Annotated in this window: 19 protein-coding genes and 1 riboswitch; all 19 genes read left to right on the top strand. The window is 51.1% G+C overall.

The genetic code is table 11. From position 1 onward, the window contains the following. The first annotated feature begins 17 nt into the window (after positions 1-17). The 19 genes from ACO0LF_RS24820 to ACO0LF_RS24730 all read left to right on the top strand — a co-directional run bounded on the left by ACO0LF_RS24820 (position 18) and on the right by ACO0LF_RS24730 (position 20,065). Positions 18-1,151: an acyl-CoA dehydrogenase family protein gene (locus tag ACO0LF_RS24820; RefSeq protein WP_423018921.1), complete on the top strand. Its 1,134-nt coding sequence runs from the start codon at positions 18-20 to the stop codon at positions 1,149-1,151. An 88-nt stretch (positions 1,152-1,239) separates the two neighbouring features. After that, positions 1,240-1,635, top strand: coding sequence for a rhodanese-like domain-containing protein (locus tag ACO0LF_RS24815; RefSeq protein WP_423018919.1), 396 nt, complete (start codon positions 1,240-1,242; stop codon positions 1,633-1,635). Positions 1,636-1,637: 2 nt separating this feature from the next. Next, the gene (locus ACO0LF_RS24810) at positions 1,638-2,021 is read left to right on the top strand and encodes a YchJ family protein (RefSeq protein WP_423018917.1); all 384 of its coding nucleotides are present in this window, start codon (positions 1,638-1,640) and stop codon (positions 2,019-2,021) included. An 8-nt stretch (positions 2,022-2,029) separates the two neighbouring features. Then, positions 2,030-3,652, top strand: coding sequence for a carboxyl transferase domain-containing protein (locus ACO0LF_RS24805; protein WP_423018915.1), 1,623 nt, complete (start codon positions 2,030-2,032; stop codon positions 3,650-3,652). Positions 3,653-3,761: 109 nt separating this feature from the next. Beyond that, positions 3,762-4,244 carry a hypothetical protein gene (locus ACO0LF_RS24800; protein WP_423018913.1) on the top strand — a complete coding sequence of 161 codons (483 nt, stop codon included), beginning with the start codon at positions 3,762-3,764 and terminating at the stop codon, positions 4,242-4,244. Between the two features lie 107 nt (positions 4,245-4,351). After that, positions 4,352-4,834 carry a hypothetical protein gene (locus ACO0LF_RS24795; protein ID WP_423018911.1) on the top strand — a complete coding sequence of 161 codons (483 nt, stop codon included), beginning with the start codon at positions 4,352-4,354 and terminating at the stop codon, positions 4,832-4,834. 59 nt (positions 4,835-4,893) lie between these two features. Continuing rightward, complete coding sequence (locus tag ACO0LF_RS24790; RefSeq protein WP_423018909.1) at positions 4,894-5,679, top strand: enoyl-CoA hydratase/isomerase family protein; 786 nt, start codon at positions 4,894-4,896, stop codon at positions 5,677-5,679. A gap of 54 nt (positions 5,680-5,733) precedes the next feature. Next, positions 5,734-6,270, top strand: a complete 537-nt coding sequence (locus ACO0LF_RS24785; protein WP_423018907.1) for a DUF1569 domain-containing protein — start codon at positions 5,734-5,736, stop codon at positions 6,268-6,270. Positions 6,271-6,311: 41 nt separating this feature from the next. Continuing rightward, the gene (gene bioA / locus ACO0LF_RS24780; protein ID WP_423018905.1) at positions 6,312-7,649 is read left to right on the top strand and encodes an adenosylmethionine--8-amino-7-oxononanoate transaminase; all 1,338 of its coding nucleotides are present in this window, start codon (positions 6,312-6,314) and stop codon (positions 7,647-7,649) included. Beyond that, entirely contained in the window at positions 7,646-8,926 is a 1,281-nt protein-coding gene (bioF, locus tag ACO0LF_RS24775; RefSeq protein WP_423018903.1) for an 8-amino-7-oxononanoate synthase, read from the top strand. The genes bioA and bioF overlap by 4 nt, the downstream gene beginning before the upstream one ends. Then, positions 8,926-9,621, top strand: a complete 696-nt coding sequence (gene bioD, locus ACO0LF_RS24770) for a dethiobiotin synthase (protein WP_423018901.1) — start codon at positions 8,926-8,928, stop codon at positions 9,619-9,621. The genes bioF and bioD overlap by 1 nt, the downstream gene beginning before the upstream one ends. Positions 9,622-9,633: 12 nt before the next feature. Next, the gene (bioB, locus tag ACO0LF_RS24765; RefSeq protein WP_370868662.1) at positions 9,634-10,662 is read left to right on the top strand and encodes a biotin synthase BioB; all 1,029 of its coding nucleotides are present in this window, start codon (positions 9,634-9,636) and stop codon (positions 10,660-10,662) included. A 140-nt stretch (positions 10,663-10,802) separates the two neighbouring features. Beyond that, complete coding sequence (locus ACO0LF_RS24760; protein ID WP_423018899.1) at positions 10,803-12,806, top strand: acetyl/propionyl/methylcrotonyl-CoA carboxylase subunit alpha; 2,004 nt, start codon at positions 10,803-10,805, stop codon at positions 12,804-12,806. 202 nt (positions 12,807-13,008) lie between these two features. Then, positions 13,009-14,982, top strand: coding sequence for an alpha/beta hydrolase family protein (locus ACO0LF_RS24755; protein WP_423018897.1), 1,974 nt, complete (start codon positions 13,009-13,011; stop codon positions 14,980-14,982). Between the two features lie 155 nt (positions 14,983-15,137). Then, positions 15,138-15,866, top strand: a complete 729-nt coding sequence (locus ACO0LF_RS24750; protein WP_423018895.1) for a pyridoxine 5'-phosphate synthase — start codon at positions 15,138-15,140, stop codon at positions 15,864-15,866. A 164-nt stretch (positions 15,867-16,030) separates the two neighbouring features. After that, positions 16,031-16,101, top strand: a riboswitch (cyclic di-GMP riboswitch). A 141-nt stretch (positions 16,102-16,242) separates the two neighbouring features. Then, positions 16,243-17,157: a response regulator gene (locus ACO0LF_RS24745; protein WP_423018893.1), complete on the top strand. Its 915-nt coding sequence runs from the start codon at positions 16,243-16,245 to the stop codon at positions 17,155-17,157. A gap of 73 nt (positions 17,158-17,230) precedes the next feature. Beyond that, a complete protein-coding gene (locus tag ACO0LF_RS24740; protein WP_423006651.1) occupies positions 17,231-17,596 on the top strand; it encodes a response regulator in 366 nt (121 codons plus the stop codon). Between the two features lie 35 nt (positions 17,597-17,631). Further along, positions 17,632-18,177 carry a chemotaxis protein CheW gene (locus ACO0LF_RS24735; protein ID WP_423018891.1) on the top strand — a complete coding sequence of 182 codons (546 nt, stop codon included), beginning with the start codon at positions 17,632-17,634 and terminating at the stop codon, positions 18,175-18,177. A gap of 82 nt (positions 18,178-18,259) precedes the next feature. After that, positions 18,260-20,065: a methyl-accepting chemotaxis protein gene (locus ACO0LF_RS24730; RefSeq protein ID WP_423018889.1), complete on the top strand. Its 1,806-nt coding sequence runs from the start codon at positions 18,260-18,262 to the stop codon at positions 20,063-20,065. The last annotated feature ends 37 nt before the right edge of the window (positions 20,066-20,102 follow it).

Raw genomic sequence — 20,102 nt, 5'->3', positions numbered from 1 at the left:
GCAAACAGAGACTTAGCATGTTACTCACACCAGAACACGAAATGATACGCGACGCCGTACGCGCCTTTGCCCAGGACCGTCTGGTGCCCAATGCTGCACGCTGGGACAAGGAACATCACTTTCCGGCAGAAGAATTGAAAGAACTGGCGCAAATGGGTGCCTATGGAGTCGCCGTGCCTGAAGAATTTGGCGGCGCCGGCATGGATTATCTGTCGCTGGCCCTGGTGCTGGAAGAAATCGCTGCAGGTGATGGCGGTACTTCCACGGTGGTATCCGTCAACAATTGTCCGGTCTGCAGCATCGCCATGATGTACGCCAACGACGCACAAAAAAAACAATGGCTGACACCGCTGGCACAAGGCGAAATGCTAGGTGCATTTTGTCTGACAGAACCGCATGCAGGTAGTGATGCGTCTGAACTGCGCACTACGGCAAAACGTGATGGCGATCATTACGTCATCAATGGCGTCAAGCAATTCATCACCAGCGGCAAATACGCCGATGTGGCCATCGTCATGGCAGTTACCGATAAAGAGGCAGGTAAGAAGGGCATTAGCGCCTTCTGGGTGCCCACCAGTACACCTGGCTATATCGTCGCCAGCCTGGAACAAAAGATGGGGCAGCATTCGTCCGACACTGCACAAATCCTGTTCGAGAATTGCCGCATCCCGGCAGAGAACCTGATAGGCGAAGAAGGCATGGGCTACAAGATCGCCCTGTCTGGTCTGGAAGGCGGTCGCATAGGCATAGCCTCACAATCAGTCGGTATGGCAAGAGCGGCCTTTGAAGCAGCACTGGCTTATGCCAAAGACAGGACCAGTTTTGGCAAAGCTATCTTCGAGCACCAGTCTGTACAATTCAAACTGGCAGATATGGCGACGCAGATAGAAGCTGCTCGCCAACTGATCTGGCACGCCGCCAGCATGAAGGACGCAGGCAGGCCCTGTCTCAAAGAAGCAGCAATGGCAAAACTGTTTGCTTCAGAGATGGCAGAAAAAGTCTGCTCGGATGCAATACAAATCCACGGCGGCTACGGCTACGTCAGCGACTTCCCGGTTGAGCGTATCTATCGTGATGTGCGGGTTTGCCAGATTTATGAAGGCACTTCCGATATACAAAAGATTTTAATCGGGCGTGCGTTAGCAGGTTAAAAATTAAAAGACACAGAGATTTTCTCTTGAGTTTTTCTCTGTGTCTCTGTGCCTCTGTGGTGAGAGGTTTTAGAAAAACGGAGACAGCATGAAAAAAGGTTACAAGCAACTGGTCGATGAAGCCAATGCCGAAATCAAAACCTATAGCGTGGCAGAGGCTCAGGCCAAACTTGCAGATAGCAATGTGCAGTTCATTGATGTCCGCGATATCCGCGAGCTGGAACGCGAAGGTATCGTCCCTGGTGCCTATCATGCTCCACGCGGCATGATAGAGTTTTGGGTTGATCCAGATTCACCTTATTTCAAACCTGTCTTCGGCGAGAAAAAAGAATTCATTTTGTTTTGTGCCGCTGGCTGGCGCAGTGCATTGACGACCAAGACCGTGCAAGACATGGGCCTGGAAAATGTCGCGCATATTGATGGTGGTTTTACTGCCTGGAAAGCCGCCGGAGCACCAGTCGCCATCAAGGAAAGCAAGAAGTAATAATGAGTAGCAAAGCATGCCCCTGTGGCTTGAATAAAAATGTTGAGCAGTGCTGCGGTCCTTACATCAGTGGCACAGCGGTCGCACCTACGGCAGAAGCCTTGATGCGTTCGCGTTACACCGCCTATACCCTGAATGATGAGGCCTATCTGCGCGCGACCTGGGATGAGCGTACTTGTCCCAAAGAACGTATCACGCATGATGACCCAACCAGATGGCTGGGGCTGGAAGTCAAGAAATTTACAGCGGACGGTGATGCGGCGACGGTGGAATTTGTCGCCCGTTACAAGATAGGTGGCAAGGCGCACAGGCTGCATGAACTCAGCCGTTTTGTGCGTTATGAAGGCAAGTGGTTTTACGTGGATGGCAGTTTTCCAGAAAAGTGAAAAAGATAATGACAACTTTAGATTCCAAACTCAATCCCCGCTCTGAAGAATTCAAAGCCAATGCAGCGGCCATGCAAGCCGTGGTGGATGACCTTAAAGAAAAGATCGCCAGGATTGCACTTGGTGGTGGCGATGAAGCGCGCAAGAAACATCTGGCCCGTGGCAAACTCTTGCCGCGTGACCGCGTGCAAATGCTGCTCGATGCAGGTACGCCTTTCCTGGAGTTTTCGCAACTCGCTGCTTTCGACATGTATAAAGAAAAGAGCGGGACCGATGCCGCCCCGTCTGCCGGTGTCATCACTGGCATAGGCCGCGTGGCCGGGCAGGAATGCATCATTGTCTGTAATGATGCGACAGTCAAAGGTGGCACTTATTATCCCCTGACAGTCAAGAAGCATTTGCGTGCGCAAGAGATTGCCGAGCAAAACAATTTGCCTTGTATCTACCTCGTCGATAGTGGTGGCGCGAACTTGCCTAACCAGGATGATGTCTTTCCTGACCGTGATCACTTTGGCCGCATCTTCTACAACCAGGCCAATATGTCGGCCAAGGGTATACCGCAAATTGCGGTGGTCATGGGTTCCTGTACAGCTGGTGGTGCCTATGTGCCAGCGATGAGTGATGAGTCCATCATCGTCAAGAACCAGGGTACGATTTTTCTCGGTGGCCCACCACTGGTGAAAGCCGCTACCGGTGAAGTCGTCAGTGCCGAAGACCTCGGTGGTGGTGATGTACACACACGTTTGTCTGGCGTGGTTGATCACCTGGCGCAAAATGATACGCATGCACTGTCACTGGCGCGCACCATTGTTTCGCATCTGAATCGCCAAAAACCACAAACCGTGGTCATGAAAGAAGTTGAAGAACCCAAGTTCCCGGCATCTGAATTGTATGGCGTGATACCGGTTGATACGCGCAAGCCTTTTGATGTGCGTGAGGTTATCGCCCGCATCGTCGATGGCAGCCATTTCGATGAATTCAAGGCACGCTATGGTACTACCCTGGTTTGCGGCTTTGCCCATATCCACGGCATGCCAGTCGGCATCATCGCCAACAACGGTATCCTGTTTTCTGAATCTGCCTTGAAGGGCGCGCACTTCATAGAACTGTGCTGCCAGCGCAAGATACCTCTGGTATTCCTGCAAAACATCACCGGCTTCATGGTAGGCCGCAAATATGAAAACGAAGGCATAGCCCGTAATGGCGCCAAGATGGTGACCGCAGTGGCAACGGCAAATGTGCCCAAATTCACAGTCATCATCGGTGGCAGTTTTGGTGCTGGTAACTATGGTATGTGCGGCCGCGCTTATTCACCACGCTTCATGTGGATGTGGCCAAATGCCCGCATCAGCGTCATGGGTGGCGAACAAGCCGCCAGCGTGTTGGCGACAGTGAAACGTGATGGCATAGAAGGCAAGGGCGGTAGCTGGTCAGCTGAAGAAGAAGCGGCTTTCAAACAACCGATCAAGGACCAGTACGAACACCAGGGTCATCCATACTATGCTTCAGCACGTCTGTGGGATGACGGTGTCATCGACCCGGCAGATACTCGCATGGTGCTGGGCCTGGGTTTGTCGGCGGCTTTGAATGCGCCCATACCGGATGTGAAGTTTGGTGTGTTCAGGATGTAATGCCAACCCGAGTGAGCAGGGACAAGGTTTTGTTGCTGCTACTTTTAATGGATAGCTTGCGCAAGCAGCGTAAGAGTTAATCAATATGATCTCAAACAGAAAACTGAAGATGAGAAAAACGACTTTGAAAAGCTTATTAGTCGTATTTGCCGCCGTGCTAACTAGCACCGCTTGCGTGACTACTCCTTATGTGGCACCCCAAAATGGTCCTCTGGCCGACTTGGTTATCAGGGTTCAGCCAATAATGGGAAGAAAGTATACCTTGGATGTTTATGACAATGACGAATCCTGCTCTGGCGCAAAAACTGTGGTAGAGGATTCGGGAAAAGGAAGTGTTTTAGCTACCAAATTGCATGCTGAAAAATTGGTGACTATGGGTTATTTTGAAGTGCAAGGGAATGTCTCATGTCAGTACAATTTCAGTTTCTATCCTAAAACTGACCATGTTTACTTGATTGATAGTATGAGTCTGGGAAATGGATGCCGGATCGCGATGTTAGACTACACTGACAAGAAAAATCCGACGCGAGTACCTGTGATCCGACGAACCGAGAAAACTTTAATCTGCCTGCCTCTTGATAAGTCGAAGTGAGCAAGTGTAGTTGGGTGAGGTCAAGTATTCATTACCAAATGATAGCTGACTAGGTAGCAACTAAATGCCATGAATATATAGCCTGTCGTATTTTATCTGGATGAATAATGCAGTTGATGAATAAAACATATCTACCTACTCTTTTTGTTTTTGCTACAGCGCTCATTCTGACAGCTTGCACAACCCCGCCTTATGTTGAACCAAAGGGTGGAAAAACTGCAGAAATGGTGGTCAGAATCCGGCCTGCGCGTGGGACTCTGTATTATTTGAACACCTATGAGAATGCTGAATCATGTTCGGGCGAACAAACTATCATCAGCGACGCGAACAGGATAAGTGTTTCCAAGTTTCAGTTTGCAACTGATAAGTTGACGACTTTGCGCTACATGGAAATGAGGGGAAGCGTTTCTTGCTTTTTGAGTTTCAGTTTTTATGGAAAAAGTGAGCATGTGTATGCCCTTGATACGGTAACGACGACTGGCCTATGCAGTGTCAGATTATGGGATGCAAGCAATATGAAAACACTGGAACCTGTTTCCATTATTGACCGTAAGCTGGGAGAAAATGCCTGCCCAAACTTTAAACGCTAATGCTGACATCAGTATCAGACTGACCTCAGTCCGTGATGAACAGAGATGGAAAATACCATATGAAAATGGAAACTTTAAATATAGAAATTGCAAATCATCTGGCCACGGTCACGCTGAATCGCCCCAATGTACGAAATGCATTTAATGAAACCACCATAGCTGAAATCACCCGTGCTTTTCGCGATTTGGATACGAATGACAGCATTCGTGCTATTGTGCTGGCCGCGCATGGTCCTGCTTTTTGTGCTGGTGCAGACCTGAACTGGATGAAAAAGATGGCTGACTACACCCATGAGGAAAACCTCGCGGATGCCGGTCAACTGGCAGAAATGCTGCATGCCATCTATAGCTGCAGCAAGCCGGTAGTTGCCAAGGTGCAAGGTGATTGTTATGCCGGTGGCATGGGCCTGGTAGCAGCCTGCGATATTGCGGTCAGTGTGGATACCGCCAATTTCTGCCTCAGCGAAGTCAAGCTAGGCCTGATACCGGCGACGATTTCGCCCTATGTCATCAAGGCCATGGGTGAAAGCGCGGCGCGCCGCTATTTCATTACTGCCGAGCGTTTTACTGCGACAGAAGCACAGCGCACGGGCTTTGTCCATGAAGTGGTGACGGCAGAGGCACTGGATGCCAAAGTGGCCGAGATCATCAAGGCGCTGGTCAGTAATAGCCCGAATGCAGTAGAGCAGGCCAAGCGACTGGTACAGGATGTGGCTAGTCGTGAATTGACGCCAGCATTGATAGCAGCGACAGTAGAAGGCATAGCGCAGATACGGGCATCGGATGAAGGCCGTGAAGGCGTACGTTCTTTCCTGGAAAAACGTAAGCCAAACTGGTTAAGTTGAATCCAGCTTAGATATTAAGCGGATAGCAAGCAGAATGAGAAGGGGTTGGCAAAGATGACAAAGCGTAGACTGGTATTGACTGGACTGGGCGTCTCTTTGCTGGCCGCAGCGGGTGCTGTGACTTATCGCAAGTCCACAGTAGTCATTACTACAATCGCAGACATGCAGGCAAAACTTGCCAGTCTGAAATTGAATAAGCTGGACAGCCTATCCGGCTGGCAGCCCTATAAAGTTTTTGTGCATCTGGCACAGAGCATAGAGTATTCGATGACGGGTTATCCCGAATTGAAACCGGCAGCCTTCCAGCACACGGCAGGCAGCGCAGCCTTTTATGCTTTTTCAGTCGCCGGTGCGATGACGCATAATCTGACTGAGCCCATACCAGGCGCACCGGCCATTGCTGAGAGTGGTGATGTTAGTGCTGGCATCGATATGCTGATCGCCGCATTACAGAAATTTGAAAACCATGCGGGTGAGATCAAGCCGCATTTTGCTTATGGCAATTTGAGCAAGGCAGAATTTGCCCAGGCTCATGTCATGCATATACAGAATCATTTGAAGCTCATTCAAACTACACAGTCCGTGGCTTGAATCTGGAACCGGAATGAACTTTGACCGCTAATTTGTCTGGAATGAATTTGAATCAAGAAAATGACTGGGTAGCACGCAGCCTGCAACATGTATGGCATCCGTGTACCCAGATGCAGCATCATGAAACCGTGCCGCTGATCCCCGTCAGCCATGGCCGCGGTGCATGGCTATTTGATATGGAAGGCAAGCGTTATCTTGATGCCATCAGCTCCTGGTGGGTCAATCTGTTTGGCCATGCCAATCCACGCATCAATGCAGAATTGAAAGACCAGCTCGACAAGCTTGAGCATGCAATGCTGGCCGGTTTTACTCATGCGCCTGTGGTCGAATTATCAGAAAAACTGGCGGCCCTGACTAATCATGCTCTCGGCCATTGCTTTTATGCTTCGGATGGTGCGTCGGCAGTCGAGATTGCCCTGAAGATGAGTTTTCATGCCTGGCGCAATGGTGGCCAGACTGAAAAGCAAGAGTTTATTTGCATACAGGGCAGCTACCATGGTGAAACCGTGGGGGCACTGGCGGTAACCGATGTCAGCCTGTTCCGCGAAGCCTATGGCCCCATGTTGCAGCGTGCCCACGTCGTTGCTTCACCGGACGCACGTCTGGCAGAGGCTGGTGAAACGGCGGCTGATGTGGCCTTGCGTGCAGCTGCTGGACTGGAAGCAAAATTGCAGGAACGCGCAGGCAAGATTGCTGCCGTCATCATAGAGCCACTGGTGCAATGCGCGACTGGCATGGCCATGCATGACCCTGTGTATCTGAAGCGTTTGCGCGAATTGTGTGACCAGTATCAGGTGCATCTGATTGCTGATGAAATCGCCGTGGGCTGTGGCCGCACCGGTACTTTCTTTGCCTGTGAGTCAGCGCATATCTGGCCAGACTTTTTATGTCTGTCGAAAGGTATCAGTGGTGGTTATTTGCCGCTGTCACTGGTGATGACCACCGATGCTGTCTACCAGGCATTTTATGATGCCGATGTAAGACGCGGCTTTTTGCATTCGCATTCCTACACTGGCAATCCGCTGGCATGCCGTGCAGCCCTGGCGACACTGGCGATATTTGAAGATGACAAGGTCTTGCAAAATAACCGTGTCAAGGCAGAATTCTTGAACACTGCTTTTGCAGATCTGAAAAATGATGCGCGCGTGCGTCACTTCCGCCAGCAAGGCATGATCCTCGCCTTTGATGCTGTGGTCGATGATGCAGAACGCGCAGCGACATTTTCACGCCGCTTTTTTGCTGCGGCCCTGAAGCAGGAATTATTAATGCGGCCCATAGGCCGCACAGTCTATATGATGCCGCCCTACATCCTTGAGCAGGATGAAATGAGCTTGCTGGCGCATAAAACCAGACTGGTATTTGAAGAGGTAATGGCATGAACGATGCTGGTAAAAACAATCCCGGAATAAATAATCCTGGCATACGCATAGCGACCCAGCGCAAATCCCTGATACAGGGTTTGCAGCAAGAGCTGGCTGTGCTGGATCAAAAACATTTATTGCGTCAAAGACGCACGGTAGAAACGCCCTCGGCACCAAACATGAAAGTCGATGGCCGTGACTTGCTGGCATTTTGCAGCAATGATTATCTCGGTCTGGCAGCACATCCAAAACTGGCAGAGGCCATGCAGGAAGGTGCAGCGTTGTACGGCGTAGGCAGTGGTGCATCACACCTCATTAGTGGTCATAGCCGTGCCCATGCCGTGCTGGAAGAACGCCTGGCCGAGTTTGTCTCTCCGCATATCGACAATGCCCGCGCCCTGTATTTTTGCACAGGCTATATGGCCAACCTCGCGGTTATCACTGCACTGGCCATCAATAAAGACACGACCGTATTTTCTGAAGCACTGAACCATGCATCCCTGATTGATGGCGCGCGCCTCTCGCGTGCCACCGTGCAGGTATTCCCGCACCGCGATTACACGGCGCTGGAACGCATGCTGCAACAATGCAAGACCAAGCACAGGGTAGTCGTTACTGATAGCGTCTTCAGCATGGATGGCAATATCGCAGAGCTGGGCGCTCTGCTGGCAATTTGCGAGCGTTATGATGCCTGGCTCATCGTCGATGATGCGCATGGCTTTGGTGTGCTGGGCCAGCATGGACGTGGCGTGCTGGAGCACCTGAATATCAAGTCACCGAATCTGGTCTATATGGGTACGCTGGGCAAGGCTGCCGGTGTAGGTGGTGCTTTTGTCGCGGCAGATGCAACTGTGATTGAGTGGCTGGTGCAACGTGCCCGCGCGTATATCTATACGACTGCTGCCGCACCGGCACTGGCGCATGCACTGCTGACTAGTATCGATATCATTGCTGGTGAAGAAGGCCAGCAAAGACGTGCGCATCTGCAAAAATTGATAGGCCTGTTCAGCGATGGCCTGCACCTGCAGGTCTGGCAGGGCATGCCATCGGATACAGCCATACAACCCGTACTCATCGGTGACAATGCCGCCATGCTAAGAGTGGCTGGCAATCTCATGGACCAGGGTTTGTGGGTAGGCGCGATACGCCCACCTACCGTGCCTGTCGGTACGGCACGTTTGCGCGTAACCCTGTCCGCTGCACATACAGAAATCCAGGTACTGCAACTGGTGCAGGCCATCAACCGTCTGGATCAGATGAGTTATGTGGCCCAGTGTTTTGCCGAGGTGGCCTGATGCAAAAACGGCAGCATGACTTTTTCGTAACCGGCACTGATACCGAGATAGGCAAGACTCTGGTCAGCGCTGCGACGCTGCATGCATTGCAGGCACAAGGTTTGCAGGCTGTAGGCATGAAGCCGATCGCCGCTGGTGCAGAAATGCGTGATGGCGTCTTGCATAATGAAGATGTGGACATGCTGGTCGCCGCTGCCAGCGTCAAGGCAGAGCTGGCCCTGGTATGTCCTTACCTGATGCAGACACCGGCAGCACCGCATATCGTGGCTGAGCTGGAACAGGTGAAGATAGAGCTGTCGCACATCGTCAACAGCTATCAACAATTGTGTGAACAGGCAGATGCCGTGGTGGTGGAAGGTGTAGGCGGTTTTTGCGTGCCCCTGAATGAGCAAGTGACGACGGCAGACATGGCGCAAGCCCTGGATTTGCCTGTGATACTGGTGGTCGGCATGCGTCTGGGTTGCATCAATCATGCATTGCTGACTGTTGACGCCATCGCCGCCCGCGGTTTGAGGCTGGCAGGCTGGGTTGCCAATACCGTTGATGCCAGCATGCTATACCCACAAGAAAATATTGCCGCCCTGCGTGAGCGCATAGCAGCACCCATGCTGGGGCATATTCCCCGTTTGAATGTTCCTGATCACGAGAAGGCAAAAGCTGCTGCCTCGTATCTGGATTTGAGTCAATTGAAGTAAAAGGAAACAAAGATGCAAGCTACTGATACGACTTTGCAAGCCATGCAATTCCAGCCACCGGTCAAGAAGATAGAAGCCGAAACCTGGCCCGTGGATGAAGTACTGGCCCTGTTTGATTTGCCCTTTAATGACTTGATGTTCAGGGCGCAAACTGCACACCGCGCCAACTTCCCTGATGGTGATGTAGAGCTGGCGACACTCTTGTCCATCAAGACTGGTGGCTGCGAAGAAGACTGCGGCTATTGCCCGCAGGCGGCACGTTACGACACTGGTGTAGAAGCCAAAAAATTACTGGATGTACGCGAAGTATTGGACGCTGCCAAAGCTGCCCGCGAAAACGGTGCAACCCGTTTTTGCATGGGAGCAGCATGGCGCTCACCTAAAGACCGTGACATGGAAAAAGTAGAAACCATGGTGCGCGAAGTCAAGGCCATGGGTCTGGAAACTTGCGCGACTCTGGGCATGCTCAAGGAAGAACAGGCACAGCGTTTGAAAGATGCGGGCCTGGATTACTATAACCATAATCTCGATACTGCACCTGAGTTTTACAGCAATGTGATTTCCACTCGCGATTACCAGGACAGGCTCGATACGCTGGGTCATGTACGCAGCGCTGGCCTCAAAGTCTGTTGCGGTGGTATCGTCGGCATGGGTGAATCACGCCGCCAGCGCGCTGGTCTGATCGCACAATTGGCGAACTTGAATCCCTATCCAGAATCCGTACCTGTCAATCACCTGGTGCAGGTAGAAGGCACGCCTTTGCATGGCCTGGACCCGCTTGATCCGCTGGAATTTGTGCGCACGATAGCTGTTGCCCGCATCACCATGCCCAAGGCGCGTGTGCGCCTTTCTGCTGGTCGCCGCCAGATGGGTGAGGCTGTCCAGGCCATGTGTTTCCTGGCTGGCGCGAATTCGATTTTTTACGGTGATAAATTGCTGACTACGGCTAATCCTGAAGCGCAGGATGACCGTGTACTGCTCGACAAACTGGGCTTGAAGACGCGTGGCAAGGTCGAAGCGAAAGCTGGTAGTTGTGGTTGATTAAAACCATAAATCTTCAGCACAGAGCACACAGAGAAAATGGAGACACAGAGGAAGGCAAAGCGAAGGAAGAGCCTTTTTCTGATGACTAATAATCGCAATTAATTATCGTAGATACATCCACCCAAAAGGTTAGAGACATGTTTACCAAAATCCTTATCGCCAACCGTGGCGAAATTGCTTGCCGTGTTGCTGCTACCGCACGCCGCATGGGCATCAAGACTGTCGCTGTGTATTCCGAAGCCGATGCCAATGCCAAGCATGTCGCGGTTTGTGATGAGGCAGTATTGATAGGCCCTGCTGCCGCCAAAGAGAGTTATCTGCGTGCCGACAAGATCATACAAGTCGCATTGGCGACTGGCGCGCAGGCGATACATCCTGGCTATGGTTTCCTGTCAGAAAACAGTGAATTTGCCGAAGCTTGTGCCAAGAATGGTATTGCCTTCATAGGCCCGCCAGCCTCGGCAATTGAAGCCATGGGCAGCAAATCCGCCGCGAAATCCTTGATGGAAAAAGCCAATGTGCCGCTGGTGCCGGGCTACCATGGCGATAACCAGGATGCTGATTTTTTGCATGCCGAGGCTGACCGTATCGGTTACCCGGTCTTGCTGAAAGCCAGTGCCGGTGGTGGTGGCAAGGGTATGCGCGTTATCGAAAAATCGGCTGACTTCAAAGATGCACTGGCATCCTGTAAGCGCGAAGCTATCAATTCTTTTGGCGACGACAAAGTGCTGGCAGAAAAATATCTGCAAAGACCACGTCATATAGAAATCCAGGTGTTTGCTGATACCCACGGTAATTGCGTTTACCTGTTTGAGCGCGATTGCTCGGTACAGCGCCGCCATCAAAAAGTACTGGAAGAAGCACCAGCACCAGGCATGACGGCAGAACGCCGTGCGGCCATGGGTGATGCTGCCGTGGCCGCTGCAAAAGCAGTTGGCTATGTTGGCGCCGGTACGGTGGAATTCATCGCCAACCAGGATGGTTCTTTCTATTTCATGGAAATGAATACCCGTCTGCAGGTTGAACATCCGGTGACAGAAATGATCACCGGTACTGATCTGGTGGAATGGCAATTGCGTGTTGCTGCCGGTGAAAAACTGCCACTGCAACAAAATGAATTACAGATCCATGGTCACGCGATTGAAGCACGCGTGTATGCAGAAAATCCGGAAAAAGGTTTCCTGCCATCGATAGGTACTCTGCGTCATGCACGCACCCCTGTTGCGGTGAATTTTGAACTCGGTGGCGCGACTGATCCGGCGGCTTTCCGTATCGACAGCGGCGTGCGTGAAGGCGATACGATTTCGCCTTTCTATGACCCTATGATCGCCAAGATGATAGTCTGGGGCAAGGACAGGAAAGAAGCACTGGCCCGTATGGCGCAAGCACTGGCACAATACCAGATCGTCGGTTTGAACAGCAATATCGCCTTTCTGTCACGCCTGGTCACGAGCACAGCTTTTTCAGGCGCTGATCTGGATACTGGCCTGATAGAACGCAATCAGGCAGAACTGTTCCCGACACCGGTAGCCGCCACCCTGAATACGCTGGCACTGGCCGTCGTCGCATTGTTGAATTCAGAAAAATCCATAAAGGGTAGTAACAGCGACCCATGGCAATCCAGCCACGGCTGGCGTATGAACAGCCTGATGCAACGCAGCCTGCAATTCACAGAAGAAGAACAGACGCATGAAGTGCAAGTGACTTACCTGGCAGATGGCTGGCAAGTACAGGCCGGTACAGCGACAGCGCAAGTCAAACTGGCACTGGCGCATGAAAATGATATCGTCATCAAGATCGCAGACCAGACCGTGGCTGCCACGGTAGTGCGCGATGGTGAACATTTCCATGTCTTCAGCCAAGGCAAACATACAGCCCTGCATTACATAGATGCACTGGCACATGCCGGTGAAGCCGAGGCTGAAACTGGTCGCCTGACAGCACCTATGCCCGGCAAGATCGTTGCCGTGCTCGTCAACAAGGCGCAGGAAGTGAAGAAGGGCGATGCCCTGCTGATCATGGAAGCCATGAAGATGGAGCATACGATTTCTGCACCGCATGACGGTGTCATTGATGAAGTTTTGTATGCGATTGGTGATCAGGTGACTGAAGGGGCGCAGTTATTGGCTTTCCAGCAGTAAGCATGGTGGCTGGCAAGCTGTAAGTGCCTGATGTTCAAAAAGCGTTTCCTTGAAGGGAACGCTTTTTTTATTTGCACTTAAATTAATTCCGTATTTTTTTCATAATAGAATAGCGGAATTTTGTTGTGCAGAGAATATGGTCGCGATAGAAATATAGGCCAGGGCACAGCAGGGCAAGCAACTAACTACAAAGGTGTAGCACATGAAGTCACGTTTTTATTGCGCATTACTGACGGTTCTTTTCCTGACAAATTCTGCCATCAGCCAGGCTGCTACAGAATTACCTGTAGAAGCATTTGCTGCCTTGCCTGCAGTACAAAACCTGAGCCTGTCACCAGATGGTAAAAAAGTCGCCATGCTGGTCAATCAGCAAGGTACTAGCAGTATCGTTGTCAATACCCTGGGCCAGGCATGGGATCAGTCCAAACCCTTGCTGTCCACAGATAATAAAAAATTCAATTTCAAGTGGGTTCATTGGGTCAGCAATGACAAATTACTGGTGAGCACATTGTTCCCGGAACGACGCATAGTGAATGGCTATACCGGCGGTGTCGATGTACTGGAGACGCGCTTGCTGGCTGTCAGTATTGATGGCAAGAGTGTGGTTAACCTGGTCAAGCCAAATAGTGTGCGTGGGCCTTATTTGCCGCAGTTCCAGGACAGGGTGATCGATTTTTCGCCTGATGATGGCAAGCATGTACTGATCATGCTGGCTGATCAGGAAAGAAGTATAGATCCTGGCGTTTATTCCCTCGATCTGGAGACTGCATCGCGCAGCCTGGTGCAATCTGCACGTCAGCATTTTCATAGCTGGATGACAGATCGCCAGCACAGGGTCAGGCTGGGTATTTATCAGGACAAGACAGATATAGAAATCCATGTATGTGATCCAGATGGCCGTAACTGGCGCAAGCGCTGGTCTTATCAAGCCCTGAGTGCCGAGGCTGTGACACCCCTGGGTTTTGGCAAGAACCCTAATCAATTGTATATATTGAGTAATCATCAGGGTCGTCAGGCATTGTTTACTGTAGACCTGGGATTAGCTGAAGCAAAGCCGGAATTGGTGCTGGCCAATGCGCAACTCGACATGAATGGCCAATTGGTCTATTCAAACAAGACGGGCGAGGCAATTGGCTTGCTTGGCACAAGTTTCGAAGGCAAGGCAGAAATCAATTATTGGGAACAAAACCGTCGCGAACTGGCGAAATTCATAGACGATGCGATACCCAATCGTATTAATCAACTCGTCAGCATGAGTGCCGATGAAAACCGCTATGTTGTCCATTCCAGCAATCATCAGACACCGGGACAGTTTTATCTGGGCGATGATGCTGCTAACACGCTGGAATTATTTGCGCAAAATTATCCTGCTCTGCCAGCTGCATCCATGGTCAGTAAAAAAATGGTGACGATCAAATCACATGATGGTTTGAAATTACCTGCCTACCTGAGTTTGCCACAAGTTGCCGTGGCCAGGAATTTACCTACGGTATTGCTGGTGCATGGTGGACCTCAAGGTCATGATGATGCAAGCTTTGATATCTGGACGCAATTCCTGGCCAACCGTGGCTATGCGGTGTTACAGGTCAATTTCCGTGGCTCCACCGGCTATGGCAGCAAGCTCATGGCTTCTGGCTTGAAACGCTGGGGGCAAGAGATGCAGGATGACCTTAGCGATGCAACACGCTGGATGATAGCGCAGGGCACGGCAGACCCTGCACGTATCTGCATCGTCGGCGCCAGTTATGGCGGCTACGCTGCCTTGATGGGCGTGGCGAAAACACCGGAGCTATATCAATGCGCCGTCAGTTTTGCCGGGGTTTCCGATTTATTCGAGATGGGCCTGGACAAGTCACAATATCAAAACGGAAAAGCCTTGTTTGAGAAGCAGGTAGGCTCGCTTGACGAAGAGAAGGCCAGGTTAAAGTCCACGTCGCCACGCTTTCTGGCGAAAACGATCAAGGCACCAGTCCTCCTTGTTCACGGCATGCAAGACCGTAGTGTCAGTGTAGAACAAAGTGTCATGATGGACGCTGCACTGACCGAGGCTGGAACACCGCACCGTTTTATTCGCCTGGAAAATGGCGATCATTATTTAAGCATGTATGAACACAGGATGTTGTTCTTCAAGGAATTGGAAGCTTTTCTGGCAAAGTCACTGAAAACCGCAAAGTAATAACAGATAAAGCAAGAAATACAGGGGCTGTGTTACTTGCGCGTATGCAGCATGACGCTCATGATGGACCCTATCTATCCATGGATAAAACTGGCCTTGTAAGCTAATCAGCTTCTAAGAGCTTGATATTATTTTGACAGGACACATTGAAGAACATGAGCGTACTCTCCATCAATATCAACAAAATCGCCCTGCTGCGCAACTCACGTGGCCGCAATTACCCTGATGTGCAAGCCTTTGCCGCCCGCTGCCTGGACCTGGGGGCGCGTGGTATTACCTTGCATCCAAGACAAGACCAAAGGCATGCGCGTTATAGCGACGTGGAAACACTAGGTGCGCTTTGCCAGTCACGCAGTGTGGAATTGAATGTGGAGGGTTACCCTGCACCAGATTTCATGGAAGTGGTTAAACGCAATCGTCCAGCGCAATGTACCCTGGTGCCGGATGCACCTGACCAGCTGACCTCGGATCATGGCTGGGACTTGCGCAAGGATGCTGATTTCTTGCGCCCGGTACTGGCCGAACTCAAAGCCCTGGGCATACGCAGCAGCTTGTTTATCGACTATGACAATATGGACATGCATCTTGCCAAAGAGCTGGGTGCTGACCGGGTTGAGCTATATACCGAACCCTATGCCGAGCACTTTGGTACGGCGCATGGGGAAGACATTTTCCAGGGCTTTGTGGCGGCTGCCAAGCGCGCCCAGGATGCTGGCCTGGGTGTTAATGCCGGGCATGATCTGAACCTGGATAATCTGCAAAAATTCCTGAGTATCCCTGGCATCCTGGAAGTTTCCATAGGCCATGCCGTGGTGGTGGAATGCATAGAGTCGGGCATGTCTGAAGTGCTAGGCAAATACGCAAAAATCTGTCAGCCGCGTTAATTTTGTGTCTTTGATAAAGAAAAATCAAACGCAAAAAAATGTTAACTTTTTCCTTGTAGCCTGCAATTTCTTGAACTACATTGGGGTAACGGTGCTTCGCATGAGGCGCTGTTGCTGATGTTCTCTCCCTGACATGCTGTCAGCATTACAGGGGAAGTGTCGGTAGTGTTTAAAGGCAAACCATATGAAAGTATGGGACGCAAAACTATAGGGCCCTCGCTCAAAGGTTGATACAAAAATCAAGATGACCCAAGATGACCATGTGTCGCTGGAAATGTGACGTAAAGGGCTAGCTGGATTTTGTAGGAGACATTAAGCAGGGCAGCCAGGTACCGTAATCCGCATAAGCGGTTTTTCGTCAAGAGGTAGGTCGCTCATGAACAGCAATTCCACCGCGCTTCCCGGCGCTGCAAAAAAAATCCTGATTGGCGTTTTTGGTTTATCTGATTATGAATTGCGTCTGGTGCGCAGCGTACTCAGTCTGACCATGGTGAGTGGACGCAAGCATTCTTATGCCTTGTTCGATGCCAGCCAGGCCGTTGATCCTGATATCGTCATACTTGACCCGGACAATGCCCAGGCCAGGGCCGCTTTGCAGGAATTGATAGAGGCGCGGAATATTCCTGAACCAGCGACGGTATTCATCTCCAATGCAGTGCAGGCCAAGCCAGGTAAATACCATTTGCTGCACCCTCTGGTTCCTACCAAGATGCTGGCTTTGCTTGATCAGGTTGCGGATGAACTGGCCAAGCTCTTGCCTGCGACATCTTCTGCTGCTCAGCTTACATCTGCCGCTGGCAGGGTTGTGACAGACAAAACTGCAGTCGTACAGCCTTTGCTGCAAAAAGCGCCACCTGCCTCAGTATTACAGACTGGATATCGCGCGCTGATTGTCGATGACAGCCCTACCGCCAGAATCAAGATAGACCTGGAATTACGTTCCATGAAAATTGCTTCGGATTGTGCTGAAACCGGTGAGCAGGCTTTGCAGATGCTGGAGAAGAAAAACTACGACATCATCTTTCTCGACATCGTCATGCCTGGTGCTGATGGCTATGAAATCTGCAAGATCATCCGTCGCCAACCGCAAACCAAGCGTACACCTGTCGTCATGTTGACCAGCAAGTCTTCACCCTTCGATCGCATACGTGGTTCTTTATCCGGTTGCAGCAGTTATCTGACCAAACCCGTAGAACATCTGAAATTTCGCGCCGTGGTGGAAAAGACCCTGACTGCAGGTGAGGCTATTTTCACCATGGATAAGAGTCACGACCTGGTCATGGGTAGTTGATTTATCGGGAGCATGCATACTTACCTTTGCCCTGGGGATCAGGGTGCCTAGCCTACACATCCGGGAGCACATCATGAGCATGAAAAAAGCACTTGTCGTTGACGATTCCACTACTGAACTGGCCAATATCAAAGCCATATTGAGCGATGCCGGTTATATGGTGGTGACAGCGTCGAGCGGCAAGGATTCACTGGAAAAAGCCAAGGCAGAAAAACCCTCCATCATTTTTCTCGACATCGTCATGCCTGAGATGGATGGCTATGAAGCTTGTCGCAACCTGAGTCAGGATCCTGCCACCAAGGGTATCCCTATCGTCTTTGTCAGCAGCAAATCGCAAAAAGCCGACAAGATCTGGGGCCAGCTGCAAGGTGCCAAAGGTTATGTCGCCAAACCTTATACCGCTGACCAGATTATTGACCAACTCAAAATGTCAGTCTGATCTTCCATTCATCCACCCCAAGCCAGGGAGCTGTCATGCATCAGTCCACGTCCAGCAATGCCGGGGAGACCAGGGAATGGCTGCCTCCCAGTGCTGCTTTGGAGCGCTTCAACCCACCCGCTGACTTGCTGTGGAGCGATGTGGCACCGCTAGTCGAAAGAAAGCGTTATGGCTATCGTGTGGGATCAATGAACTTGCTGATCAAGGCTGAGGTTGGCAGTGAAGTGATACGGCCACAAGCCGTTGCACCACTGCCTGGTGCTGCAGCCTACTTACTGGGCCTGATTAATTTACGTGGCAATCTGGTGCCCATTTTTGATCTGGGCCTGGTACTCAGCGGTCGCAGGTCAGAAGTCACCTCCTCCAAATTATTTCTGATTTTGGACAAGGCAGAAAATGCCGTCGGCATGCTGATAGACAGTTATCCGCAACCGCTGACGGAATTGCGCAACATCACTCAAATGCCGCAACTGCCGGCAACACTGGAAGCTCATGTACCAGGTGCCTTTGTCAAGGATGACAAGGTCTGGCTGGACTTCAATCATGAAAGTTTTTTTGAAAAACTCAGCCGCAGCACGTAAAGCATAAAGCTGGAATCGGTTGATCCCCTACTGTTGATTTGACCAGGCAGTCATTGTTGATGTTTTTCTTGTGGAGAGCAAAATGAAATTACGTACTCCGAATATTGGTATCCGGCTCAGTCTGGGATTTACAGCGGTGTTGCTGCTGTTGGCGGTAACGGCCTGGCTGGCGATGTCCAACCTGAAGAGCATCAATGATGGTACCCATCGTATTGTGGATGGTAGCTATCCTAAGGTGGTGCTGGCTTACAAGATGCTGGGTAATGTCAATGCCAATGCGCGTTCCATGCGTAATATGCTGCTCCTGAACGAACAGTCAGCAATTGAAAAAGAACAGCAATTGATTTTGTCACGCAGACAGAACCAGGATGAAAACATCGCCGGTTTTGAAAAACTGATCGTCAGTGACGAAGAAAAAGGCATCTTCCAGATAGCTACCGAGGCACGTAATAAATACGGTGCTTCACAAAGGGAATTCCTGCGCCTGGCGACGGAAGGTAAAAAAACCGAAGCTACCAACTGGCTCTTGGGTAATCTGCAAGCCGACCAGGAAAAATGGTTCACCTCCATGGACAGTCTGATTGACTATCAAACCAAGCTGGTGAACAAGGATGGTGCCGCCGCCGATAGCACTTACCTCAATGCCAAAAACATTTTGGCGCTGGTGGCAGCTTTGTCCATCTTGCTGGCAGCCGGTGTTGCTTACTGGATGACGCGCAGTATCACCAAACCAGTATCGCATCTGATCGGTGTTATGCAGAAATTGACACAGGGCGATGCCACAGTCAGGGCGCGCAGTAATCAACCGGATGAAATCGGCAAACTCTCACGCCAGTTCGACAAGATGGTGGATGAACGTGAAGCCAGCCGTAAATCCATCGAAGATGAAAATGAAAAACTCAATGAATCTGTCTTGGTCCTGTTGCAGGCGGTGGCGCAACTGGCGAGCAGAGATCTGACTGTGAAAGTGCCGGTATCTGCCGATGTGACAGGTGCGGTATCCGATGCCTTGAACATGCTGACCAGCGAAACTGCCAAAGTGCTGCGGGATGTAAGTAATATTTCTGCCGACGTGACCGAGGCTACGCTGAAGGTAAAAGCCCAGTCTGATAATGTGATGGCAGCGGCAGCAGAAGAAAGGCTGGAAGTGGAACATACGACTTTGTCACTGTCCACGGCATCTGAAGAAATGCGCAATATTGCTGACCTGGCACAAACCTGCAACCGCGCTGCTGACAATGCGATACGCTCAACCCAACTGGCGATGGATACGGTTAACAGCACCGTGGGTGGTATTAATAGTACCCGCGACATCATACGTGAAACAGAAAAACGGATTAAACGCCTGGGTGAACGTTCACAAGAAATTTCCGGCGTGGTCGGTCTGATTAATGCGATTGCTGAACGTACCCACATCCTGGCGCTGAATGCGAGTATGCATGCAGCCTCAGCCGGTGAAGCCGGCCGTGGTTTTGCGGTGGTTGCTGATGAGGTGCAAAGGCTGGCAGAAAATGCGCGCCAGGCGACGCTGCAAATTTCTGGCCTGGTCAATAACATCCAGCTGGAAACCTCAGATACGGTCAACACCATGAACTCGGCAATCGCCCAGGTGGTAGAAGGTAGCCGTCTGGCAGAGCAGGCCGGTCTGCAAATGCAGGCAACGCAGAATGCCACGTCTGAGCTGGTTGAGTCTGTACAGCAAATTGCCATCAAATCCCATGGTCAGGCCAAGGCCAGCCAGGAGTTACTGGACAGAGCGATACAGATCAAGAAAACCAATCAGGAAACCAGTTTGCAACTCGATGAACAATCAGCGCAAACCACCAACCTGGTGGAGTACGCCAGGATGCTCTTGTCCACTGTGCGCGTGTTCAAACTGGCTGCTTGATCGCCAACCGGCTCAAGCCTGCGCAAAAATGCGCAGG

Source organism: Undibacterium sp. Di27W (assembly GCF_049340345.1).
Classification (GTDB): Bacteria; Pseudomonadota; Gammaproteobacteria; order Burkholderiales; family Burkholderiaceae_D; genus Undibacterium.
Note: the sequence above shows the minus strand (reverse complement) of the source record. Positions and strands in the feature narration are given on the sequence as shown.